The sequence below is a fragment of the Amorphoplanes digitatis genome (genome assembly GCF_014205335.1).
Taxonomy (GTDB): Bacteria; Actinomycetota; Actinomycetes; order Mycobacteriales; family Micromonosporaceae; genus Actinoplanes; species Actinoplanes digitatus.
The window spans coordinates 5,943,906-5,966,382 of the sequence record NZ_JACHNH010000001.1; the positions used below are offsets into that span (position 1 = coordinate 5,943,906).

The 22,477-nt window shown below is 72.7% G+C and carries 20 protein-coding genes; 10 read left to right on the plus strand and 10 right to left on the minus strand.

Going from position 1 to position 22,477, the window contains the following annotated elements; all coding sequences use genetic code 11:
- Nucleotides 1-108: 108 nt before the first annotated feature.
- A complete protein-coding gene (locus tag BJ971_RS26130; RefSeq protein ID WP_239087150.1) occupies nucleotides 109-3,252 on the plus strand; it encodes a WD40 repeat domain-containing serine/threonine protein kinase in 3,144 nt (1,047 codons plus the stop codon).
- A gap of 9 nt (nucleotides 3,253-3,261) precedes the next feature.
- Here the strand turns inward: BJ971_RS26130 and BJ971_RS26135 are convergent, their stop codons facing one another.
- Together BJ971_RS26135 and BJ971_RS26140 are read right to left on the minus strand one after the other, a co-directional pair.
- On the minus strand, nucleotides 3,262-4,698 hold the full coding sequence (locus BJ971_RS26135) for a glycoside hydrolase family 43 protein (protein ID WP_221478842.1): 1,437 nt from the start codon (nucleotides 4,696-4,698) through the stop codon (nucleotides 3,262-3,264).
- 35 nt (nucleotides 4,699-4,733) lie between these two features.
- Nucleotides 4,734-6,815 (minus strand): AfsR/SARP family transcriptional regulator, encoded by a 2,082-nt coding sequence (locus tag BJ971_RS26140; protein ID WP_184995844.1) that lies wholly within the window; start codon nucleotides 6,813-6,815, stop codon nucleotides 4,734-4,736.
- A gap of 250 nt (nucleotides 6,816-7,065) precedes the next feature.
- Between BJ971_RS26140 and BJ971_RS26145 the strand changes: the two genes are divergently transcribed.
- On the plus strand, nucleotides 7,066-7,203 hold the full coding sequence (locus BJ971_RS26145; RefSeq protein WP_184995845.1) for a hypothetical protein: 138 nt from the start codon (nucleotides 7,066-7,068) through the stop codon (nucleotides 7,201-7,203).
- Here BJ971_RS26145 and BJ971_RS26150 read toward each other — a convergent pair.
- Nucleotides 7,200-8,333, minus strand: coding sequence for an IS701 family transposase (locus BJ971_RS26150; RefSeq protein WP_438839536.1), 1,134 nt, complete (start codon nucleotides 8,331-8,333; stop codon nucleotides 7,200-7,202). The two genes, BJ971_RS26145 and BJ971_RS26150, sit on opposite strands and share 4 nt — an antisense overlap.
- Nucleotides 8,334-8,474: 141 nt before the next feature.
- Here BJ971_RS26150 and BJ971_RS26155 point away from each other — a divergent pair, with 141 nt between their 5' ends.
- From BJ971_RS26155 to BJ971_RS26165, 3 genes are read left to right on the plus strand one after another with little or no spacing between them, the layout of a single operon-like run.
- The gene (locus BJ971_RS26155; RefSeq protein WP_184995847.1) at nucleotides 8,475-8,900 is read left to right on the plus strand and encodes a hypothetical protein; all 426 of its coding nucleotides are present in this window, start codon (nucleotides 8,475-8,477) and stop codon (nucleotides 8,898-8,900) included.
- A complete protein-coding gene (locus BJ971_RS26160) occupies nucleotides 8,897-9,901 on the plus strand; it encodes a hypothetical protein (RefSeq protein ID WP_184995848.1) in 1,005 nt (334 codons plus the stop codon). Before BJ971_RS26155 ends, BJ971_RS26160 begins: the two co-directional genes overlap by 4 nt.
- The gene (locus BJ971_RS26165; RefSeq protein WP_184995849.1) at nucleotides 9,898-12,132 is read left to right on the plus strand and encodes a lanthionine synthetase LanC family protein; all 2,235 of its coding nucleotides are present in this window, start codon (nucleotides 9,898-9,900) and stop codon (nucleotides 12,130-12,132) included. Before BJ971_RS26160 ends, BJ971_RS26165 begins: the two co-directional genes overlap by 4 nt.
- Before the next feature lie 48 nt (nucleotides 12,133-12,180).
- Here BJ971_RS26165 and BJ971_RS26170 read toward each other — a convergent pair whose 3' ends face one another.
- On the minus strand, nucleotides 12,181-14,202 hold the full coding sequence (locus BJ971_RS26170; RefSeq protein ID WP_184995850.1) for a hypothetical protein: 2,022 nt from the start codon (nucleotides 14,200-14,202) through the stop codon (nucleotides 12,181-12,183).
- Between the two features lie 157 nt (nucleotides 14,203-14,359).
- Here BJ971_RS26170 and BJ971_RS26175 point away from each other — a divergent pair, with 157 nt between their 5' ends.
- From BJ971_RS26175 to BJ971_RS26185, 3 genes are all read left to right on the plus strand, one after another.
- Complete coding sequence (locus tag BJ971_RS26175; protein WP_184995851.1) at nucleotides 14,360-14,797, plus strand: hypothetical protein; 438 nt, start codon at nucleotides 14,360-14,362, stop codon at nucleotides 14,795-14,797.
- Between the two features lie 83 nt (nucleotides 14,798-14,880).
- Complete coding sequence (locus tag BJ971_RS26180; RefSeq protein ID WP_184995852.1) at nucleotides 14,881-15,447, plus strand: hypothetical protein; 567 nt, start codon at nucleotides 14,881-14,883, stop codon at nucleotides 15,445-15,447.
- Entirely contained in the window at nucleotides 15,440-16,702 is a 1,263-nt protein-coding gene (locus BJ971_RS26185) for an MAB_1171c family putative transporter (RefSeq protein WP_184995853.1), read from the plus strand. Before BJ971_RS26180 ends, BJ971_RS26185 begins: the two co-directional genes overlap by 8 nt.
- Here BJ971_RS26185 and BJ971_RS26190 read toward each other — a convergent pair.
- From BJ971_RS26190 to BJ971_RS26210, 5 genes are all read right to left on the minus strand, one after another.
- Entirely contained in the window at nucleotides 16,643-17,470 is an 828-nt protein-coding gene (locus BJ971_RS26190) for a hypothetical protein (RefSeq protein WP_184995854.1), read from the minus strand. The genes BJ971_RS26185 and BJ971_RS26190 overlap by 60 nt on opposite strands.
- Before the next feature lie 17 nt (nucleotides 17,471-17,487).
- Entirely contained in the window at nucleotides 17,488-18,000 is a 513-nt protein-coding gene (locus BJ971_RS26195; RefSeq protein ID WP_184995855.1) for a hypothetical protein, read from the minus strand.
- Nucleotides 18,001-18,007: 7 nt separating this feature from the next.
- Nucleotides 18,008-18,967, minus strand: coding sequence for a hypothetical protein (locus BJ971_RS26200; RefSeq protein WP_184995856.1), 960 nt, complete (start codon nucleotides 18,965-18,967; stop codon nucleotides 18,008-18,010).
- Complete coding sequence (locus BJ971_RS26205; protein ID WP_184995857.1) at nucleotides 18,964-19,341, minus strand: hypothetical protein; 378 nt, start codon at nucleotides 19,339-19,341, stop codon at nucleotides 18,964-18,966. Before BJ971_RS26205 ends, BJ971_RS26200 begins: the two co-directional genes overlap by 4 nt.
- A gap of 136 nt (nucleotides 19,342-19,477) precedes the next feature.
- Nucleotides 19,478-19,993: a hypothetical protein gene (locus BJ971_RS26210; RefSeq protein ID WP_184995858.1), complete on the minus strand. Its 516-nt coding sequence runs from the start codon at nucleotides 19,991-19,993 to the stop codon at nucleotides 19,478-19,480.
- A 223-nt stretch (nucleotides 19,994-20,216) separates the two neighbouring features.
- Between BJ971_RS26210 and BJ971_RS26215 the strand changes: the two genes are divergently transcribed.
- Nucleotides 20,217-20,471: a hypothetical protein gene (locus tag BJ971_RS26215; protein ID WP_184995859.1), complete on the plus strand. Its 255-nt coding sequence runs from the start codon at nucleotides 20,217-20,219 to the stop codon at nucleotides 20,469-20,471.
- Between the two features lie 77 nt (nucleotides 20,472-20,548).
- Here the strand turns inward: BJ971_RS26215 and BJ971_RS26220 are convergent, their stop codons facing one another.
- On the minus strand, nucleotides 20,549-21,295 hold the full coding sequence (locus tag BJ971_RS26220) for a GNAT family N-acetyltransferase (RefSeq protein ID WP_184995860.1): 747 nt from the start codon (nucleotides 21,293-21,295) through the stop codon (nucleotides 20,549-20,551).
- A 187-nt stretch (nucleotides 21,296-21,482) separates the two neighbouring features.
- On the opposite strand from BJ971_RS26220, the gene BJ971_RS26225 reads away from it, so the two are divergent.
- Entirely contained in the window at nucleotides 21,483-22,334 is an 852-nt protein-coding gene (locus tag BJ971_RS26225; RefSeq protein ID WP_184995861.1) for an oxidoreductase, read from the plus strand.
- Nucleotides 22,335-22,477: the final 143 nt, after the last annotated feature.

Sequence of the window (22,477 nt, forward strand, 5' to 3'; positions counted from 1 at the left end):
GAATCTTCGTAAGGCGATCATGACGGGCCACGCTTTGTACGCATGGCACGCGGTCGCTACATTGCCGGGCAAGACGAAAATCGATGTCTGGTCAATGGACGGCACACCGTGACTCTGATTCCCCTTCACCCGGACGATCCCCGCCGCCTCGGCGACTTCGCACTCGTCGGCCGCCTCGGCGCGGGCGGAATGGGTGCGGTGTATCTCGCCCGGGCCACGGACGGGCGGCGGGTCGCCGTCAAGGTGGTCCGGCGGGAGTGGTCGGCCGATCCGGAGTTTCTGGCGCGGTTCCGCAGTGAGGTGCGCCGGGCGCGCCAGGTGCCCCCGTTCTGCACCGCCGCCGTGCTGCACGCCGATCTCGAACACGTTCCGCCGTTCGTGGTCGTCGAGTACGTGGACGGTCCGAGCCTGGCCGAGGTGGTGCGCGACCGGGGACCGCTGGAAGCGGGCGAGCTGTACAGCCTCGCGGTGGGAGTCGCCACCGCGCTCGCCGCCATTCACGGCGCCGGCGTGGTGCACCGCGATCTCAAGCCGGCCAACGTGCTGCTCGGCGTCGGCCTGCCGAAGGTGATCGACTTCGGCATCTCGCGCAGCGTGGAGATGAGTGAGGGGCTCACCCGACCCGGCCAGGTCGTCGGCACGATCGCCTACCTGGCGCCGGAATGCTTCGACACCGCGGCACCCACCAGGGTGTCCCCGGCGGCCGACGTGTTCGCCTGGGGTGTTCTGGTCGGATATGCCGCGACGGGCCGCACACCCTTCGCGGCCGACTCGCCATTGGCGACGGTCGGCCGGATCCTGACGCAGCCACCTGACCTCGACGGGCTGACCGGGCGGCTCCGTGACCTGGTGTCCGCCGCGCTCAGCAAGGACCCGGCCACCCGCCCGGCCGCCCGTGATCTGCTGGACGCGCTGCTCCGCGGTGAGCGCGGTGAACCGGTCCGCGGCGTCGCCCCGGAGCTGCGGGCGGCCGCGCTCGCCGCGCGCGGCAGCGGATCGGGCCGCCGCCGGCTCTGGCGTGCCGCGGTCGCGGCGGCGGTCTGCGCCGTGCTCGCCGCGGCCGGCACCGCCGTCGCCCACTTCCACGAGGTCGCCGGCGCCCAGGCGGCCGTCGCCGCGCGGCAGAGCCGGGACCGCACCGTCCAGGACCTGCTGAACCGCTCGGCGCAGGTCTCATCCACCGATCCGGGACTCGCGCTGCGCCTGGCGGTCAGCGCGCAGTCGCTGGGCCCGTCGCCGCGCGGCCGGGGAGCCCTGAACGCGCTCCTCGCGGCGGGATACGCCGGCGAGGTGGGCTCCGGCAGGCCGCTGCACACCGTCGAGTTCCGGCCGGACGGAGCCGCCGTCGTGCTGGGTGGCCGCGACGGCGAACTCGACATCTGGGCCGTCGACGGGGACAGGTTCACCAGAGCCGGGTCGCTGCCGGTCGCCGACGAGGTCACCGAGGACGCCGCGTTCACCCCCGACGGAAAGACTCTGGCGACGATAGGACGGCAGGCAAGGCTGTGGGACGTCAGCGACCCGGCGACCCCGCGACTGCTGTACGCCCGGGCGGTCGAGACCCTCGACGGCGACCTGACGGTCGAGTTCACCCGTGACGGCCGGCGGCTCGTCGTCCAGGACGAGAAGCGTACGGCCGTCTGGGACGTGCGGGACCGTCGGCATCCGGAAGCGATCTGGTCGACGACACCGATCGAGGACGAGCAGACCGGCGCCACGGCCCTCAGCCGTGACGACAAGATCATGGCCGGTGTCGAGCGCCACGGCTCGCTCTCGATCTGGACCATGACGTCCCGGACAAGGCCCCGCAAGGTCGCTACCGTCCGCGGCATCGGCCAGGTGGCGGACATAGCGTTCAGCCCCGGCGCCGACGTCATGGCCGTGGCGCGCGTCAGAGAAGGAATCCGGCTCTATGACGTGTCCCACCCGACCCGCCCTCGTCGCATCGCTGATCTCGCCGAGCCCGCGGAGTTCGTCTCCACCATCACCTTCGATCCCACGGGAACGCGGTTGGCGATCGGCGGCAGCGGTGGAGCGGTGTCGTTGTGGGACGTCCGGACACCCGAGTACGCCGTGCTCGTCAGGACCCTGCGCGGCGTCGGCGGCGCCGTTCGCGACGCCGACTTCTCGCCCGACGGTTCCCGCGTTCTCACCGTAGGTGACGGCGTGGCACACACCGCGATGTTGTGGCGGCTGAACCCGTTCCAGGCGCAGCGGCGGGCCGTTCTCACGGGCCGCGGCACCTACGACTATTCGCCGGAGGTGGCTCTCTCCCCCGACGACGACGTCGCCGTCGTCCGTTCGGACGGCAAGCTCTCATCGTGGAACCTGCGGGACGTCTCCCGCCCGCGGCCGATCGGAAAACCGGTGTCGTTGCCCGACGACTCGGGAGTGTCGCCGCTGCGGCTGAGATCGGACCTGCGGACCGTCCTCGCCGGTGGGTCGCTCTTCGACATCACCGGCGGCCGCGCACGCCGGCTGATCCCCGCCAAGGACGGCGAACTCCGGTGGGTGCTCGACCTGGACAGCCGGCGCGACCTGGCCGCGGTGTTCGACAACCGCTCCTTCCGGACCGGCGCCCGGGCCAAGGTTCTGATCTGCCGGGTCGTTGCCGGCCGCCAACCCGTGGTCCTGGCGTCCATACCGGCGACGCACGTCAACGCCGCGGTCTTCGTGCCGGCGGCGAAATCGATCGTCATCGCGGATGGCGGCAACGCCGACTCCGCCGCGGTGACGATCTGGGATCTGACCGAGCCGGCGAAGCCTCGCGTGGTCCGTACCTTGAGGAGCGACACGGAGATCAGGAATCTCTCGACCGGCGGTCGAACCGCGTTCGACGGCAGCGACGGCATCAAGATCTGGAACAACCGCACCGGCGATGACGAGAGCGTCCGGATCGCCCATCGCCCGTTCTTCGACGCCGTCGTTGGCCTGTCTTTCTCCGCCGGTGAGGAAATGATGGCCGTGGCCACGGCCGGCGGCACCGAACTGTGGAGCGTCCTGGACGGGGCAGAGCCGGTGCTCATGAGCGTCATTCCCGGCAGCGAGACTTCCGGCATCGCCTTCAGCGCGCGCCGTCCCCTGCTGGCGACCGCCGACGACGACAAGGGCGTGGTGGTGTGGGATGTCGGGTCGATGCTCGCGACGGCACGCGATCCGCTGCCGGCCGCCTGCCGGCGGTCGGGCGGGTTGAGTGAGTCCGAGTGGCGTCGATACGTCTCCGAGGTGCCGTTCCGCCGAGCGTGCCGGTAAGGCAGGGGGTCAGCCGGTCCAGAACTCGGCTCTGTCGATGCTGACGTAGGCGGCCGCCGAGGCCGCGTTCCGCTCCCCCGTCACGCGGACCCGGACGGTGTGGGTGCCGTAGGTGAGCCGGGGGCTCAGGTAGTTGAGGGCCTCGCCGACGCGGATCGCGCCGTAGAGGTCAGCACGCTGCTCGGGGCCGTTGTCGACGCTGATCGCGGCGATGCCGTTGCCGGTGTCGCGGACCGAGAGCAGGGCCAGCTGGGTGCCGGTGAAGGTGTACGTCGCGGTGGCGCCGGCCTGGTTCGTCCAATGGTCGTCGCCCCAGAAGCAGGCCGCCGCGCAGCCCGTGCCGGAGTTCCAGGTGCCGGAGTACACCAGCGAGCCGCCGCCGGAGGAGCGGCCGTCGTTGTTGATCCAGCCGGTGGACGGCCCGGGGTCGCCGGCCGGCAGGTCCTGGGTGGCGCCGATGGCCAGCGGCTGGCCGAGGCTCGGGCTGCCGTCGGCGTCGAAGCCGACGCGCTGCACGCGCGTGGTCCGGTTGCTGTACGTGAAGACACCCGTCGTCTTCGCGTGGTACACGATCCACGTCTCGGTGCCGTCGGGGCTGGTGAAGAAGCCGTGGTGGCCGGGGCCGTACACGCCGCGGGCGTCCTGCCGGGAGAAGAGCGCGCCGTTGTGCTGCTGCCAGCTCGCGCGGTTGAGCGGGTCGGCGCCGGACGCGACGCTCATCATCCACAGCCCGTAGTCGGGCTTGCCGGTGTCGCAGACCGAGTACGTCATCCAGGTGCGGCCGTTGCGGTAGAGGAACGCCGGCCCCTCGCGCACCTCCGGGCAGTGCCCGGCCGCGTTCAGCGACACGGCGTTGCCGGAGACCGTCCACGGGTTCGACAGCGGGGCGATGTTGATGCCGTTGTGCTGGAACTCGTTGAGCCCGCTCCACATCAGGTACAGCCGGCCGTTGTGCCGCATGAGCCCGGCGTCGATGGCGAACACGTCGCGGTTGGGCGGCACCAGCCGGGCCTTGAACTGGTACGGGCCGGCCGGGTCGTCGCCCGCGGACTCCAGCACGAACAGCCGGTGGTTCTCGTCCACGCCGTTGTCCGCGGTGTAGTAGAGGTACCAGCGGTTGTTCACCCGGTAGAGCTCCGGCGCCCAGACGTGCTGGTTGCGCGCCGGGTCGGTGTCGCGCCACACCTGGATGGCCGGGGCGTTCAGCAGGGTCGCCACGCTCCGGGAGCGGCGGATCCTGATCGCGTCGCCCTCGGTCATCAGCAGGTAGTAGTTGCCGTTGAAGTAGGTCATGAAGGGGTCGGGCCCGGTGCCGACCGGGTTGCGGAACGTGCCGGCGGCGGCGAACGCCGGGGTGGCCGAGGTGGCCGCGAAGAACGAGAGGAACAGGCCTAGGGCGGCGGCGATCGCCGCCCACCGGCGCCGTCGGGGAACGGTGCGGTGCATGGGTGCCTCCATGGGGAAGTGGAGTCGCACCGACCTTACATCGAAGATGCTGGATCGAGCGTGCGGCGCAGCCGGACCGCGTGCGCGGGCCAGCCGTGCTCGGCGGCGTGCAGCACCACCGCCAGCAGATTGGCCCGCTCGGCGTCGAGCCAGCCCCGCGCGCTCGCCGCGTCCGGAAAGGCCGGCGTGGCCGGCGGGTGCGTACCGGAATCGGGCCGGCATGGCCGCCCGGCCGGGTGCAGCGTGTCGATGGCCGCCGCGGTGGCCGCGAGGTAGTGGTCGAGCAGCCGGGTGCCGGCCGCCCGGCCCGCGGCGCTGTCGATCCCGCCCGAGAGCCCGCGCGCGTGCGCCCGGAGCAGTTCATGCATCCGGTACCGGCCGGAGTCGTCGCGCTGCACCAGATGCGCGCGGGTGAGCCGATCCAGCACCTGGTCGACGGCGGGCGTACCGACGCCGGTCAGCGCCGCGGCGACGTGCCGGTCGAAGTCCGCGCCGGGATGCAGGGCGAGCAGGCCGAACGCCGCCGCGGTCGACGGCGCCAGGTCCCGGTACGACCACTGGAGCACCGAACCGACGCCGGTGTGCCGGTCTCCCGCGGCGTCGAGCAGCGCCAGGCGGTCCCGGTGGTCGGCCAGGTCACCGGCCAGCTCGGCCAGCGACGTGTCGGGGCGGGCCAGGGCAAGCTCGGCGACCACGCGCAGGGCCAGCGGCAACCGGGCACACCGCGCGGCCAGCGTCGCCGCGGCCTGCGGCTCGGCGGCCACCCGCGCGCCGATCAGCGCGTGCAGCAACGCCACGGCCTCGCCCTCGTCGAGCAGGTCGAGCACCATCCGCGCGGCGCCGTGCCGGGCGACCAGGCCCGCCTGCGCGTCCCGGCTGGTCACCACCACCAGGCACGACGACGAGCCGGGAAGCAGGTGCCGGACCTGTTCCACCGACGCGGCGTTGTCCAGCACGACAAGCATCCGCCGCCCGTCGATCAGGCTGCGAAAGCCGGCCGCGCACTCCTCCACCTCCAGCGGCACCTGCTCGCCGGGCAGGCCGAGCGCGCGCAGCATCCGGCGCAGCGCGTCGACCGGGCGCATCGGCTGCTCCGGGCCGTAGCCACGCAGGTCGAGATAGAGCTGGCCGTCGGGGAAGAGGTCGCGGCGCCGGTGCGCCCAGCGCAGCGCCAGCGCGGTCTTGCCGACCCCCGCCGTACCGGTGATCAGGAGCACCCGCGGCGGGCCGGCCGACGGGCCGGCCAGGCGGTCCAGCTCCGCCATCCACGCCTCCCGGCCGGTGAACCCGAACGCCTCGGCCGGCAGCTGGGCGAGCGGCGGCGGGGCCGGCGGCGCGGCCCCGTTCGCCCGCTCCGGCGCGGCACCGTCCTGTCGCAGCAGTGCCTCGTGCGCGGCGATCAGCTCGAGGCCCGGGTCGACGCCCAGCTCGTCCGCCAGCAGGCCACGGACCCGGTGAAACGCGGCGAAGGCCTGCGCGCGGCGGCCCGCCGCCTGATACGCGGTGATCAACCGGGCCTGGCCGACCTCGTCCAGCGGCTCGGCGGCGACCGCCTCCTCCAGTACGCGCACGGCCTCGGCGAACCGGCCGGCCCGCGTCAGCGCCTCGCCGCAGCGCAGCAGGGCCAGCCGCCGCTCCTGCGCCAGCGCCAGCACCTTGGGGTGCCCGGCCAGCACCGGAACATCGGCAAGCGGCGCACCCCGCCACAGCCGCAACGCCTCGCCGAGCAGCCCCGCCGCCCGGCCACCGTCCCGGCCCGGCTCGGCGCGGGCCCGCTCCACCAGCGCCCGGAACCGGAACAGGTCGATGTCCTCCCGCGGTACCCGCAGCGCGTAGCCGTCGCCGACCGCGGGCAGCACGACGCTGCGGCCGTGCGCCGGGCGGGACGGCTCCAGCAGCCGGCGCAGGTTCTTGACGTGCGTCTGCACCACGTTTACCGCGCTCGGCGGCGGCCGGCCGACCCACAGCGTGTCGATCAGCTGCGCGCGGGTCAGCATCTGCCCGCCCGCCACCGCCAACAGCGCCAGCACCGTCCGCTGCCCGGTCGACGCCGGCGAGACCGTCGCACCGGCCACCTCCACGCGCACCTGGCCGAGTACCTGTATCCGGACACTCATCCCCATCCCCCCTCAGCTGGTTCGTTGCGAGGGGCGCCGAGGATGGCGCGCCGACCTGACGAACTGCTTCCGGGTGGATGGCCGCCGCCGGTGGTCGTGCCGGACGCTGAAGGTATGAACGGCGGGCGACTGGCAATCTGCGTGATCGGCGCCGGGCCGCGAGGGCTGTCGGTGATCGAACGGATCTGCGCCGACGAACGCGCCGACCGCCGCCAGAACGCCGTGCTGGTGCACGCGGTGGATCCCGATCGTGCTCGGCGCGGGCGCGCGGAGCCGTCCACGGCTGCTGTCCCCGCGTCAGGCGGCCGACGCACACCGCCGGATGGAGGCGGGGCGGTTGCGCGGCAGGCGGGTGCTGCTGCTGCCGGACGAGCGGGCCGGGACCTAACCGTCCGCCCGCGGGAGTCCGCACCCCACGCTGAGCAGCGCGTACGCCGCCGACGCCAGCGTGACGTGCCGGTGCCAGCCGCCGAACGACCTGCCGACGAAGTCGGCGAGCCCCACCCGCCGGCCGGTCTCGACCGCGCCCCGGTGCGCGGTGCGGCGAAGCCGGCTCAGCGCGAGAAGGGTCGCCGGATGGACGTCGCCCAGGTTGGTGAGGTGCAGTTCCTCGGGCCAGACCCGCCGGGGGCGCCCCGAGCCGAGCAGGGTGAGCGGCGCCCGCCCGTTCACCGACCGGACGTCCGCGCTCGCCACCAGGTCGGTACGCGGTGCCGGGCCGTCCCACCTGGCGGGTCGCCGGGCGGCCCGCAGCGCGGCGATCCGGTGCTGTGCGGTCGTCTCCGCGCCGATCGGGAACGCCGGGGGCACCTTGGCCAGGAACGGCAGGCCCGCGGCGTGCAGCCGGCGGATCGTGCCCGGCAGGTACTCGTCCGGGACGTCGACGACGACGGGCCGGGGCGGCATGCCCCACCGGGCCGTGACCGTGCGGACGGCCTCGACCGCGCACTCCTCGAAGCTCTCCGCGGGAACATCGGCGGGGATGGCGGCGCGGCTGCGCCGGCGCGTGTCGTCCGTCCAGCGCGACGAGAGGTGCAGCCGCCAGTTGACGGGGTAGACGACCTCGGCGCTGACCGCCCACACGCCGACGGCGCGCTGCACCCGCCTTCGCTGCCCGGACTCGCCGGCGAGCGGGTCGGCACCCACCGAGCAGTCGCCCATCTTGGGGATCACCAGCGGGCGCACCACCCAGGCGGCCGGCGGCGCCAGCCGCGTCACCGCCTGCGCGAAGGACCGGCGCACCGGCTGCCAGTCCCACGGGGAATTCGCCACGAAATGGTGCAGGCTCTGCTCGCCCACCTCGCCGTTCAGCGCGGCCGCGATATTGCGTACGGTCTTGCGTCCCTCGGCGAGCAGGAGGCCGCGCAGGTACTGATGTCCCCTGCTCCGCTGGTCGGCCCGCGATAACGAATCGAACAAGGACGTACAAATCACATCGAACAACGAAGTGTCCACAATTACCCCCGCAGTCGGTCCCCTGGAATCCAGGTAGCGTGCGGGGCACGACTGAATCGGCATTGAACCGGCACTGGACAGCGACTGGACCGCACCGCGGCTAGAACGCGTCGACCGTTCTGTCAGGGATGGGTCACTGCCGAATCATTGCCCCTCTCCCGGTCCCGGGGTGTAATGGGCGAAACCAGCTGACAATCCGCGGAGATGACCATGGCGGAATACAAGATCAGCAATCTCTCCATTCGGATCGAAGATCAAGTTCTTCCCTTGGGAGTACTCGTCGGGCACGGCAAACAGATCGGCGACCTCGGCGACGGGGAGGCCGACGGCGGCGGCTGCGGATGTAGTTGTAGCTGCACCTGCTCCTGTACGTGCACCTGTACCTGTACCGGCACAGCACCCACCCCGCCGGCGGAACCGGACCCCGAACCGGACCCCGAACCGGACCCCGGCGAGCCGGACCCCAGCGAACCGGATCCCGACCAACCGCACCATCGACCGGCCGGCCGGGGTGGCCGCGCCGGCAAATTCGAAAATGTCGAGCTCGCCCTTCTCCGGGAATCTCTGAAGAATGCGCTGGAAAATCTGGACGAGATTGCGAGGAACCAACCGAAGCGCCCGAAAGCGTGATCACGCAAGGTGAATCGGTCACCCTCCGGGATATTTGGCGGTTCCAATCCCCCACCCGGCTCGTCCCGGCCGACGGCGCGCCCGAACGCGCGAAGCTACTCCCCGAGGAGATCGCCGGACCACTGCGCCGTCTGGCCGACGGGAACGGGACGACCCCGGCCGCGACCGGGCTGGCGCCCGCCGTGCTGCGGGCGCTCGAACTCGACGGAGTCGTCCGGGTCACCCCCGCGCCGCCACCCCCCGCGCAATGGATCGCGGCCGCCGGCGACGACTCCGCCGAGATCGCCGCGCTCACCTGGGGCGCGGCCTTCACCCGGTTGACCGCCGAGGAACTGACCCGGCGCCTGTACTTCTTCGGCCGACTTCCCGTTACGGCCGATTGGATCCGGCGCCTTCCGGATGAGGACGCGGTGGCTCGCTGGCTGGGGGTCGCCGAGGCCGAGCAGGCCCTGCACGGATTCCACCCGCTCCGCCGTACCCGCGAGACATGGGTGTGGCGGCGCTGGACCCGGCCGGCAGCCCGCGGCGCGGCCGGCAAGCTGTACGTGTGCTGCGCGCCGGCGGACCTACCGGGCGTGCTGCGAGCGAGCCTTCCGGTCCTGCGGCATCGCGCCGTCACCGGCTTCAAGCTCGGCTACGACCTGCCCACGCTGTTACGCCCGGACAAGTTCGTGCTGTTCCTGGATGACCGCGGGCAGGCCGACGAACTCGCCGAGCGCGTCGCCGACGCCGTCGGGCCCTGCCCGGTCCATCCGCTGCCCTTCGCCGCCGTCACGGCCGCCGGCGACCTGGTCCGCACGGCCACCGACCCCGCCGATACGCCCGGGCGCCCGGCAACCCGGGAGCGGGCCAGCTGGCGGCTGAACATCTGCCGGCTGGCCGCCGAGACGCTCGTCGCGAACCGAGGCCGGCCGCGGATCGAACGGGTCGCCGCCGCCCTCGAACGGCTGACGCTCGCGGGTATCGACACCCGGTGCTGGGCGTGGCGGGAGGCGGCATGATCCTGGCCGGTCAGCGGCTGACGATCCCGGCGGACCTCATGGCGGTACGCGCCCGCGACCTTCCCCCCGCCGACAGGGAGGCGCTTGGCGACGTGTACGACGACACGGGCGTGGCGCTCGGACGGCGGACGAGCCGCCGGTCCTCGATCTTCGTCACCGGCCCGCTGTACGCGCTGCTCGAAGAGTTCCGCACGCCGGCCACCGTCGTCGAGGCGATCGCCCGCCGCGCGGCCGGCACCGATCAGGCCGCCGAGCGCATCCTCGACGACAGCTTCTCCTCCCTGATGCGGCTGCGCGAGATCGGGATCCTGATGACGGAGGAGGAGGCCGCAGGTACCGGCCCTCTCTACCGCCCCGGTGAACTCCTGACCGGCCGGCCCGTCCAGCGCTGCCTCCAGTCGTACGAGGACGGCGACGTCTACGTCGTCGAGGACGGCGCGACCGGGCGGGCGGTGGTCAAGCTCGCCCGCCGCCCCGGCGACGCGGCCGCGCGTCGCGGGTACCGCCGCGAGGCCGCGGCCCTGCGCCTGCTGGGCGCCGCCGGCGTGCCCGTTCCCGCCGTGCTCGACCGGGCCGCCGACGACGACGGTCACCCGCTGCTGGTGCTGGAGCACGTGGACGGCCGCCGCATCGACCACCGGGCCGCCAGGCTGCGCCGCGCCTCCCTACCCCGGCTGGTACGGGCCTGCGCGACGATGGTCCGGACGCTGGCGCTCATCCACGATCGCGGCCTCCTGCACGGAGACGTGCACGGCGGCAACTACCTGCTGACCGATGACGACGCGGTCGTCGCCGTCGATTTCCGTCACGCGTCCGCGCTTACCCGGCCGCGCGGGCGGCATGGCGTGCCGCGATTCATGGATCCCCAGTGGGCACAGGCCCGGCTGACCGGATCTCCGCAACCGCCGAACTCCGCCGCGGCCGAGCAGTACAGCATGGCGGCGCTGGTCTACTTTCTGATCACCGGCGAGCAGCACTACGAACGGCCGATCACCGCCGAGGCGGTGGAGGCGGCCCTGGCGCGGGGCGAGCTCAGCGAGGAGTTCGCCCGCCGATCGTCCTGCGAACTCTCGGAGATCCTCGCGGTCCTCCGGCGCGCCCTGGCCGTCGACCCCGACGATCGCTGGCCCGACGTCGCGGCGTTCTCCGCCGCGTTCACCGCGGCGTCCGAATCCGTCACCGACGCACCCGGCGAAGACCGCACGGACCGGGTGAAGCGAACCGGCCGGTGGGACGCGTACCTCGCCCCCGCCCGTACGGCTACGCAGGTGCCACCGTCGGCGGCGGCCGGCGGGGCCGGTACGGCCATGGCACTGCTGGCTGCGAGCGCGGTCACCGCCGACCCACTCCTGCTGGCCTGGGCGGACCTGTGGTCGGAGGAGGCGGCGGCACCGCCGGCCGAAGGGCGGTTGGATCCACACGGAGGGGCCTGGCACGGTCGGCCGGGTGTGCTCGCCGCCCGGGTCATGACCGCCTGCGCGTTGGACGACCGCATCGCCCGCGAGACCGCCATCAAGGCGTACCTGCGCGAACACGACCGCCACCGCGACGGCGGCGGTCCGGCGGACCTGACGCACGGCCTGGCGTCGTTGGTCCTGCTGGACGCCCACCTGGTCACGCTGTCCGGCGGGGACGAGCGCCTGCGGCACGCCGGTGCGGAGGCGGCGGGCGCACTGGCGGGGCGGATCGGCGACGCGGCGAGCGGCGTGGGCCTGGCCCACGGCATGCCCGGGCACCTGCTGGCCGCCCTCGCGTGGCAGTCCGTGTCACCGGAACCGTCCGCCGCGACTGCGGCCGAGCACCTCGCCCGGATCTCGGCAGCCCCGCGCCGGTGGTGCCGGCCGGGCTGGGAGGCAACGTGGTGCAACGGGGCCGCGGGCCTCACGCTGCTGTTCCTGGCCGCCTCCCGCGCACTCGGCGAGCCCGCGTACCTGGCCGACGCGGAGGCGGCGATGCGCATCGCGCTCGCCGCCGAACCGCGCGGCCTCGACCTGTGCTGCGGCGCGCCCGGCCGCGCCTACGCGCTCGGACGCCTCGCCCACGCCACGGGTGAGACGTCGTGGCGCGGGCTGGCGGCGGCCGAGCACGCTCGCGCGGCGGGTGACCTCCACCGACTCGGCCCGCACGGCCTGGCAAAGGGCCGTGCGGGCGTGCACGCCGTCACCGAGGGCCAGCACGACGAGCGGTTCGTCCTGCCGCTCATCGACGCACTCCCGCGGTCGACGCCGTGACCGGCCCGGGGCAACCGGCCGGGCCGTTGTCCCGGAAGTCGTGCGGGGTCAGGCGTCGGGAAAGGTCGCGAGGAAGCGGGCCGTCACGTTGGTGGTGAGCTGATCGGGCAGGGCCGCGTACTCCGCCGGGGTGAGGTGGTGCTTCCCGGCCGCCGTGATGGAGTAGATGGCGGTGCTTTCCACGTCGCGCAGCAGCGTGCCGTCCGTCGGCTGGGTGCCGAGCAGGTCCAGCAGGCCCGCCGGCACGTTGATCGCGGCCGGGCCGCCGAGCAGGGCGTACTCGGCGGCGTTGAGGTGGAACTTGGCGCCGTTGACGACCTGGTAGATCGCGGTCGACACCGGGTCGCGCAGGAACAGCGAGCCGGCCGGGCGGGTGCCGGTGATCGCGGCGGCGAAGCCGTGCGGGACGTTGACCGCGGCCGGGCCGCCGAGCGCGGCGAACTCGGCCGGGGTCAGGTGGTACTTGGCCCCGCCCACGATCTGGTAGATCGCGGTGTCGCTGATGTCGCGCAGGAACGAGTTGTCGGCGGGCACGGTGCCGAGCCGGTCGATGAAGCCGACCGGCACGTTGGCCGCGCCCGGACTGCCGAGCGCGGCGTACTCGGCGGCGCTCAGGTGGTACTTGGCACCGTTGACGGCCTGGTAGATGGCGCCGCTGTCCGGGTTACGCAGGTAGCCGGAGGACGGCAGGGTCGCGGTGATCGACAGGATCAGGCCGTGCGGCACGTTCGTCGACGGCGCGCTGTCCAGGGCGCTGTACTCCGACGGGGACAGGTGGTACTTGGCGCCGCCGACGATCTGGTAGATGGCGCCGTCGGTGATGTCCCGGATGAAGCTGCCGTCGCGGGGCACGGTCGCGGTGAGGTTGATGAAGCCCGCCGGCACGTTGATGGCGGCCGGGCTGCCCATGGCGCTGTACTCGGCCGGGGACAGGTGGTACCGGGCGCCGCCGACGATCTGGTAGATCGCGGTGGTGCCGGGGTCGCGCATGAAGGCCGATTCGACCGGCACGGAGGCGGTCACCCTCGCGATGAAGCCCGCCGGGACGTTCGTCGCCGCGGGGCTGCCCAGGCCCGCGTACTCGGACGGGTTGAGGTGATATTTGGCGCCGCCGACGACCTGGTAGATCGCCGTGCTGGCGGGGTCGCGCAGGAACGTGTTGTCGGCCGGGACGGCGCCGAGCCCGGCGACGAGCCGGGCGGGCACGTTGCGGGCGGGCGGTGCGCCCAGCGCCGCGTACTCGGACGGGTTGAGGTGGTACTTGGCGCTGCCGGCGATCACGTAGATGGCGCCGTCGCCGGCGGTCCGCACGTACGTGCCGTTCGCGATGATGCCGGGCATGCTCGCGAAGGTGCCCTCGGGCACGGCGGTGGAGGGCGGTGATCCGAGTTCGGCGTACTCGGCGGGGGTCAGGTGGAACGGCACGCCGCCGACCACGAGGCTGATCGCGCCGTTCGGCTCCCGCAGCACCGAGTTGTCCGGGCTGCCGGGCGGCGGTCCGTCGTCGGCGATGTTGTTGTACCGGACCGGGATGTACGTGTTCAGCTCGCCCCAGGTGTCCTTGCCGATCTTGCCGTAGTTGTTGACGGCGTTCGGGTTCTGGACCGTCTCGCCGGGGTTGTTGAACGAGTAGACGTAGGCGCCGTCCTCGTGCCGGTTCCCGTTGACCCAGCGGGCGAAGAGCTCGATGTGCCCGTCGCGCAGCACGGCGTCGCCGGCCTTGAGGTCGTGCAGGCTGGGCAACTGCTGCTTGCCGCTCCAGCTCAGGAACGTCCTGGTGCTGCGCGAGTCGGGCAGGTGCCAGGCCATCGAGACCAGGCCGGAGCAGTCCCGCCGGTAGGTCTTGCCCTGCGGGTCGGGCGCCCACGTGCCGGTCTGCGTGTAGGTGAAGCCCCGGTCCACCCAGTACTGCGACCGCTGCAACGTCTCCGAGCGGGTGATCGGCCCGCCGACGCTGGACGCCGCGGTGGCGGCCCCGGCGCCGAGGACGGCCGCCACCGTCCCGCCGGCGGCACCCACCACCAGGGCGGTGCCGGCCGTGACCGCACGGCGCAACCTGCCGATTCTCATGAATTCTCCTCATCGATGTAAACAAGCAGCTCCAAAATGGAGGACGCTGCCAACGCCGGGCTCCATAGTGGGCAGCACATCGATGCGTGTCAACAGTCGATTCCAACGGGTCGTAGGATGTAATCTCGCATTGACATGGGCAGGGAGGATTCGTACGGTGACTGGCGACAAGCACGCGCACGGCACCTTCGCCGACCGGCTGGACAGGCTGTTCCGGACGGTCGTCACCGGCGAGGGGCGGCTGTACAGCACGCGGGCCGCGGCCGCCGCGCTGGCGGAGCTCGGCTGCCCGGTCTCACACACCCATGTCGGCAAGCTGCGCCGCGGCGAGGCCGACCCGCGGCGATCCGAGATGCAGGCGTTCGCCACCCTCTTCGGCGTCAGCCTGGCCTACTTCACCCAGGACGACGACGGGGGCGAGGTCGACCGCCGCCTCGCCCGCGCACTCGGCGATCCGGCGATCCAGGCCGTCGCGATGCGGATGGGCGAGTCCGAGATGTCCGCCGCCGGGAAGGCCGCGGTCGCCGCAATGGTCGAGCAGGTGGTGCTGCTGGAGCAGGCGGCGCGCCTTCGGAACCAGCCGCCCGACGGCTGAGCGCCCGGAAACGCCGCCGCCTCGGCAAATCTACAAGAGACGGTCGGCTACGGTGACGCGGTGAGGCAGGGCCGGTGATGCGAGTGCCAAGGTGGATCCCGTGGCCGGCGATCGGGCGCCGGCGCCGGACGGGCGACCTCCCCGAGCTGGTCGAGCAGGCCCGCGGGGGCCTGGACACGCTGGGACTGCGCGGCCGGTTCACCGCCGACCGGCTGCACGAGGCGATGCAGGCGTACCGGGGCCGTCCGGTGCACGTGCTCGCACAGCCCCTGCCCGCGGGCGGCCCGCACGGGTTGTGGGTCGCCGGCCGCGACGCGGACTACGTCTTCTTCCCCGCGGGCGCCTCGCCGGTGCGGCGGCACGTGATCGTCGGGCACGAGTACGGCCACATGTTGTTCGACGACGTCGCACACCCGGCGCTCGCCCCGGACGATCCGGTGGGCATGGACCCGGCGGCCCTGTCCGCCGCCGCGCGCCGGGCCCGCAGCTCCTACGAGGAGCTGCCCGAGCGCCGGGCGGAGATCTTCGGAACCCTGGTCGCCCAGCGCATCACCGACTGGTCCTGGCCGCCCGCACGGGCCACCGACGGCGACGAGGCGGCGCTGCGACGGCTGACCGGGCTGCTGGAGAGCACGGACGAGAGTGGATGACATCCTGCTCGCCGCCGGCGCCGCGACGGCCCTGATCAGCCTCGGCCTGGCCGCCGGCAAGCTGTGGGATCTCGTACACCACCGCCAGGACCGGCTGCGCCGGCTGCTCGGGCTGACCCTGGCCATGGGCGCCTTCGCGGTGTCGCTGCAACCGGTCAGCGCCCGCGTGGACCGGCTGCTCGGCCTGCTCGACGTCTGCCGGCTGGTCGGCAACGTGCTGGCCGTTGCCATCGTCGCCACCGGCCACGCCTTCCTGCTGCACACCCTGCACCCGGGCCCGGCGACCCGCCGCCGGGTCCGCACCCAGTACCTGATCATGGCGGCGTGCGCGGCGGCGCTGATCGGGTCGTACGCGCTGGCGCCGTCGCCGTACCGGATCGACGACCCGTTCGTGCGCGGCGGGCAGTACTACGCCTCGGTGCATCCGCCGCCGACGCCGTACCTGGTCGTCTACCTGGGCTACATGCTGTGGCTGCTGCCCCAGGTGGGCCGGCTGTGCGCGCGGTACGCCCGGGTGGCCCGGCGCCACACGGTGCGGCTCGCCCTGCGGATGATCGCCGCCGGCTGCTTCCTCAACTTCGCCAACGTCGGCCTCAAGCTCACCAACCTGGCCGTTCGCGACCAGCCGGCGGTCTCGTCGATGCTCTACCGGCTCACCTTCCTCACGTACGCGGTCGCCGTCCTGGTGATGGTGGTCGGCGTGATGATCCTGGCCTGGGGCCGGTGGCTGCGGTTGGACCAGCTCGCCGAGCATGTGCAGGCACGGCGGGCATGCCGCCGGCTCCGGCCGCTCTGGGCGCTGGTGGCCGAGGCCGCACCGCAGGTCACCCTCGGCGACGGGCCGGCGCCCGGTGGCCGGCCGGTCGCCCTGCCGGGCGCCCGGATGCGGCTGATCAGGATGACCACGGAGATCCTCGACGGGTACGCGGAACTGCGCCCGCGCACGAACCGCCGGATCGCCGACGAGGCGCGCGCCGCGGCCGGCCGGCGCGGTCTCACCGGGGAACGCCTGGAGGCGGCGGTGGAGGCCCGGGTCGTGACCGAGGCCGTGGCGGCGGTCCGGTCGAGCGCGCCCGGCGAGGTCCGGACGGAGGTCGTCGACCTGCCGTCGGCCAGGGCCGCGGACGCCGGTGACGCCGGCGCCGAGGTGGCCTGGCTGATCGCGGTCGCCGCGCACCTGCCCGCGGTCGACCGCTCAGTTGATCGGGGCGCCGGACCCGGCGGCGGCGGGGCGCGGGCCCAGGTCGCACAGTGACGCCACCTCGGTCCTGGGCAGGTCCGCCTGCTCGGGAATGCTGCGCAGCGCCGTGGTGAACGAATTGGTGTAGCGGTTCTCGGAGACGTCGCAGCCCGACGGCTGCGGGCCGTTCGACAGCCCGCCGCCGATGAGCTTTCCGGCGCCGTCCCGCAGCACGTAGGACGAGCCGCGCGAGACGAGGTCGGTGCAGTTGGCCGAGCGCGCGTCGTAGGAGATGACGCCGGTGCCGGCGGGGTTGCGGGTGGTCTTGGCCGGGACGAGGGTTGCCGTCACCGGCGCGAGGCCGTTGTTCCCGTCGCCGGCGGGCAGCCACTGCGTGACGACGGGCTTGATGGACACGTCGGTGACCTGCGCCAGGCGGGTGACGGCGAGCGCGTCGCCGACCGGCACCTTCGCGCCGGGCAGGATGATCGGCACCTCCAGGACCTGGAACCGGCGGAACTCGTCGGCCACGACGCTGCCGCCGCCGGGGCCGAGGACGTCGAAGGTCACCCGGGTGCGGTAGGCGACCCGGTCGCCCGGGTTCTCCAGGACGGCACCGATCGTGACCGTCGACGCCGCCGCCGAGCCGACTCGGGTGTAGCCCTGCTCGGCGATGCGGACCGTCGTGGTGTCGTTCACCGGTGCTGTCGACGGCGGGGTGGCCAGGCGGCAGTCGGCCTGCGCGGGCCTGTTGGCGTGGTTGTTGTAGTAGCTCACGGCGCCGAAGACTGTCAGTGCGATCAGCGCCGCCACGCCGACGGCCGGCCATATCCTGCCTCGCACTGGTCAGGTCCTCTCTGTTACCGGTCGTACCCGTAGTACTTGTTCGACAGTGCGGCGATCTGCGCGAACTGATGGTTGATCAGCTCGCCGGCGGCCTGTGCCGCCGCGGCCGCGAACTCGTGCTCGCTCAACCCGCGTACCGTACCGGGCGCGATGTGGACCTCCCACTGACGCATGCCGACCGCCTTGACCGAGATCCGCCCGTCGGCGGAGTAGCCGCGGGCCACCAGCTCGTCGCGTTCGGCGCGCCAGTCGACGTCGCGGGCGCTGATCGGCCGGTCCTCGCCGGTGACGGTCTGACCCGTGACGTCGCTGAAGGCGCGCCAGTACTCGCGGGTGCGCGACACCCAGAGCAGGTTCGCCAGGACGGCGAGCCGGCGTTCCAGGTCGTGATCGTCGCAGAGGTCGTACCAGCCCTGCCGGAAGGTAAGCGTGAGCCGGTCGCGGTCGCGCAGCTCACCGGCGATGGCGCCGTCGGGTGTTGAGGCACGCACCAGCATGGTGTCGATCCGGTCGGCGAACTCGCCCATCAGGCGCTCACCCCTCCGCCGTGCCCAGCCCGGTGGGGCCGTTGCCGGTGACGGTCGCGGCGGTGGCGTCGGCCAGGGCCGGTCGGTTCGACATGAACCTGTCCCTGCTGCCGGTCAGGACGGCATGCGAGGACGCCAGCGCGTCGGCGATCACCCGCTCCTTGTCGTTGATGTCCTTGGCCAGCTCCTCGAGGCCCTTGCGGATCTGCTCGACGATCGCATTCGCGTTCTCGCCGCTGAACCGCACCGGCTTGGGGTCCTCCACCGGCACCGAGGCCGCCGACGACGCGACCTCGCCGACCACCGTGAGGGTGACCGCAAGCGACGCGCCGGCCGACGGCACCGCGGCGGCGACCGCGAAGATCGAGCCGACGACCGTGAGCAGGCAGGCGGTCTCCTTGGGATTGCAGTCGAGCATGGAGTCCAGCGACACCTGCGCGGCGTGTGCCAGCTGATCGACGCTCTCCCGGGCGGCCTTCCACAGGCCGCGCTCCGCCTCCAGCGCGCCCTTGAGGGTCAGCGCCATGGCGTACTGGTTGGCGGTGACGCCCTTGAACCGGTCCAGGTAGTTGTTGCGGAAGCCGGTCGCGGCCGGGCCGCGCCAGTCCGCGACCAGGGTGCCGACGCGGTCCATGCCGCCGAGATCGACGTTGACCGACACGGACGTGCTGTTCACCACGTCCGGTGCCGTGCCGCTGTTCAGCGTGGACGCCGCGTTGGTCAGGGCGGCGATGGCCGGCACGAATCCGCCCGGATCCGGCATGCCAAGGAACGGGGCGAACATCTCGGCCACTCCCCCGAAGCGACCGGCCGTGATGTCGTAGATGTCCTGCATGTACTCGTCGGTGATGCCGGAGCCGCCGGACCATTTACCGTGATTCTTCTGGAAGCCCCGCTGCTTGAGATCCATCTCGATGGCGGACGTCTCCAGCTTCGCGGCATGATCCGCCAGCTGCTCGTAGCTCACCGGGTGCCGCCGTCCGGCTGGTGCGCGGCGGTCACGGCCGGCTTGAGCTCCTCGAACTTCTTCGCCGCCACGGAGTCCGTGTTCGCGTACTGCTCGGCCGCCAGGACCAGCGCGTCACCGGTCAGGTCGAGGTTCTCGGCGGTGGTACGCAGGATCTCGAAGAAGTCGTCGCGCAGGCTCTCCCACGCCGGCTTCGCCGGACCGTACGGGCCGCTGAGCTTGCCGTCGCGGTACCAGTTGTAACCGCCGGCGTCGGCCTGGAGCAGCTGCGCTGCGGCGTAACGGATCTGGCCCGCCACCGGCTTCAACTCGTATCGTCCGGCCTCCCACAGGTCCACCAGGTCGGCGCCGAGCTCTTCCCCGCTGTGCGACATCGTGCCCTCCCCCCGATCGCCACGCATCGACCCTCGTGGCACGCGACACGATATCGCAGCGTCACGGAATGCGAGGTCCGCGAAGTGGACACGACGCGGGCCGCATCGTGAGATGCGACCCGCAGCAGATCATTCGCTATTTGTAACCACCGCCCCCACCGCCGCCGTTCCCATAGCCGCCGCCGTTGCCGTGGCCGCCGCCGTCCCCGTGGCCGCCGCCGTTCCCATAGCCGCCACCGTTCCCGTGATCGCCGTCCCCGTAGCCGCCACCGTGCCAGTAGCCGCCGCCGTTCCAGTGCGGGCGGTTCGGCCAGTTGTTCGGCCAGTTGCCCGAACCCCAGTCGTCGTTCCAGTAGCGATCATCGACGACCAGCGCCCAGTGGCCGCGGTGGTATCCCCACCGCGTGCGCGCGCAGAAGTAGTCGTCCCAGGCGCCGTGGCGCTCGCCGAAGCGGCCGGCCCGATCGCACTTCCAGTAGTTGCGGTAGTAGCCGACGATCTCGCCGTCGTGGTCGCGGTTCTGCTGCGGGCCGGCCGTGCTGCTCGGCGCCGCCTGCCCGGTGGGAGGCGCAGCTTGAGCGGGTCCCACCCCGAGCGTCGCACCGGCGAGCAGGCCCACCCCTATGGTCGAAATTCGTGCTGCCGTGTTCATGTCACCCCTTTGTTGGAGCGTTGAGTCCGTGCCATGCAACCACGGATAACCGCCGCTGTCCGGCGGTTGCAAAAATGATTTAGCAAAGGCTTCGACAGACTTTTCTCCGGTGACCCCAATAGGCGCGGCCGGTCACATCTGCCACTCCGACGACGCCGTCGACACCCTGCGCACCCTATGTGGATCATGCAGCGCCTCGACCCGAGGTTCTAGGGTGGGCGGCATGGACGATCGGGCCCGGGGAGCGGCCGATCTACTCGCCGCGATGCACCGGGCCGGAAAAGCATTCCGCGATTACGGCTACGCGCGGTTCCTTGCGCACCAGTCGGTCTCGTGGCGGTACCTGAGCGGGATCGGGCAGGCCGTCGAGCCGTTCGCCACCGTGGGTGTGTCGTTCCAGCTGCACGACGAGATCGACCGCGATCGAGGCCGTCGAGCGGATGACGGCAGAGCTGTGCGCGCACGTTTCCGTGCTTGATGATCTCGGGATTTCCCGCACCGACGGGCGGTAGCGGTGCTCGTCCCCGCCGGGGCATCGGCGGGGACGGCCGCCACTCAGTACCTGGCGATGTAGAGGCGCTGCCCGGCCGGGCGGAAGCCGACCCGCTCGTACACCCGCCACGAGTCGTCGCCGCCGGCCTCCAGCCAGGCCACCTCGACGCCGGACTCGAACAGCCGGCCGGCGATCTCGGCGGTGATCGCCCCGGCCAGGCCCCGGTTGCGGTGGGCCGCGCCGACCGCGATGCCGCCGACCTCGCAGATCCCGTCGCTGGGCACGACCGTGCCGCCGCCGCCGGCGTACCGGCCGTCGGCCGTGCGGGCGCCCACGAACACCGCGCCGCGCCGGGCGACGCCGCGCTGCCGGTCGAGGTCCGCGGGGCCGGCGTCGCCGGGCGAGCCGAACGCCTCGTTCTGGACGGCGATCACCCCGGCGATCTCGTCGTCGGTCTTCGGTGCGAACAGCTCGAAGCCCGCCGGAACTGACGTCGCGACGAGCGTCTCCGGCGTGCAGATGAGGTACTCGTTGCGGGCCTCCACGGCGAGCCCGGCGCCGAGCAGCAGCTTCTCGAGCCCCGGCGCGCAGCTGGTGACGTACTCCAGCCGCGGGGGCCGGGCGCCGAACGCCGCGACCAGTGCGTCGACGTCGGCCGCGGTGATCTCGGCGCCGGGAACCGGCGTCGCGTAGTTGATGTGCGGACTGTCGGTCCCGTGGTCCAGGCCGAGCACGAACGGGCCGGACTCGGCGGCGTTCGGGCGGGTGCGGAGGTTGGCGACGACGGCGCGCTGAATGCGCAGATCCATGGTGAATGACCCTTTCGAGGGCTCGGAAGAGAGGCGAAGCGAGGCAAGCGTCAGCGGCAGAGGCCGCCGGGGGCCGCGGGGATCACAGGCTTCACTCTTTCGGGCACTCGGGATCACGTCCGTGATGCGCGAATCTATCAGGCGGACGGCCGCCGGTCCGTTGTGGACACCGCTACCCTCGGCACCTATGGGCAGGGTCGCGATCGTGACCGGTGCGTCCGCGGGGATCGGCGCGGCCACCAGTCGCCTGCTGCGCGAGCGCGGCTTCCGCGTCTACGCGGTCGCCCGCCGGCTGGACCGGATGGCCGGCCTCGCCGCGCTCGGCATCGACACCGTCCGGGCCGACGTCACCGACGAGGCCGACCTGGTGGCGCTCGTCGATCGGGTGGTCACGGAGTCGGGCCGCATCGACGTGCTGGTGAACAACGCCGGATACGGATCCTTCGGCGCGCTCGAGGACGTGCCGCTGGACGAGGCCCGGCGGCAGTTCGAGGTCAACGTCTTCGGCGCGGCACGGCTGTGTCAGCTCGTGCTGCCGCATCTGCGGGCGCGGGGCTCCGGGCGCATCATCAACGTCTCCTCGGTCGGCGCGCGGATGTACCAGCCGCTGGGCGGGTGGTACCACGCGACGAAGTACGCGCTGGAGGGCCTCAGTGACTGCCTGCGGGTCGAGCTCAGGCCGCTGGGCATCGACGTCGTCATGATCCAGCCCGGCGGCATCGACACCGAGTTCCCCCGGGTGGCCGGCGAGCGGCTGCTCGCCAGCTCCGGCGACGGCGCGTACGCCGGCTACGCACGCCGGTACGCGGCGTCGCTGAATTCGGACGCCAGGGGCATCTCGCCCCCTTCCGTCGTCGCCCGGGCGATCGGCCGGGCCGCGACGGTGCGGCGGCCGCGCGCCCGCTACGCGGTCGGCCGCGGCGCGCGGGCGGCCCTGCTCGCGCGATGGCTGCTGCCCGACCGCGCCTACGATCGCGTGCTGGTGGGCCTGTTCACCGCCATCTCCCGCGCCGGCGCCCGGGGCGCCGGACGGGTGTGATCCCGGTACCTGGGATCCGGTCCGCCGCGTGCAGAACCTCACTTCCGCCGCCGGTTCAGGGCCCCGTGACCCGTATTCAGCGCGGCGCCGAGCCCGGGCCGGGGTGGTCGTGCGGGAGTTCCGCCCGGCGGTCCGGCGCTGTC

Excerpts from the sequence above, each read along its gene's own strand:
- BJ971_RS26220 (WP_184995860.1), bottom strand. The coding sequence starts at position 21,295 with ATGGATCTGCGCATTCAGCGCGCCGTCGTCGCCAACCTCCGCACCCGC.
- BJ971_RS26225 (WP_184995861.1), top strand. The coding sequence starts at position 21,483 with ATGGGCAGGGTCGCGATCGTGACCGGTGCGTCCGCGGGGATCGGCGCG.
- BJ971_RS26205 (WP_184995857.1), bottom strand. The coding sequence starts at position 19,341 with ATGTCGCACAGCGGGGAAGAGCTCGGCGCCGACCTGGTGGACCTGTGG.
- BJ971_RS26135 (WP_221478842.1), bottom strand. The coding sequence starts at position 4,698 with ATGCACCGCACCGTTCCCCGACGGCGCCGGTGGGCGGCGATCGCCGCC.
- BJ971_RS26215 (WP_184995859.1), top strand. The coding sequence starts at position 20,217 with ATGGACGATCGGGCCCGGGGAGCGGCCGATCTACTCGCCGCGATGCAC.
- BJ971_RS26210 (WP_184995858.1), bottom strand. The coding sequence starts at position 19,993 with ATGAACACGGCAGCACGAATTTCGACCATAGGGGTGGGCCTGCTCGCC.
- BJ971_RS26140 (WP_184995844.1), bottom strand. The coding sequence starts at position 6,815 with ATGAGTGTCCGGATACAGGTACTCGGCCAGGTGCGCGTGGAGGTGGCC.
- BJ971_RS26165 (WP_184995849.1), top strand. The coding sequence starts at position 9,898 with ATGATCCTGGCCGGTCAGCGGCTGACGATCCCGGCGGACCTCATGGCG.
- BJ971_RS26150 (WP_438839536.1), bottom strand. The coding sequence starts at position 8,333 with ATGCCGATTCAGTCGTGCCCCGCACGCTACCTGGATTCCAGGGGACCG.
- BJ971_RS26195 (WP_184995855.1), bottom strand. The coding sequence starts at position 18,000 with ATGGGCGAGTTCGCCGACCGGATCGACACCATGCTGGTGCGTGCCTCA.
- BJ971_RS26170 (WP_184995850.1), bottom strand. The coding sequence starts at position 14,202 with ATGAGAATCGGCAGGTTGCGCCGTGCGGTCACGGCCGGCACCGCCCTG.
- BJ971_RS26155 (WP_184995847.1), top strand. The coding sequence starts at position 8,475 with ATGACCATGGCGGAATACAAGATCAGCAATCTCTCCATTCGGATCGAA.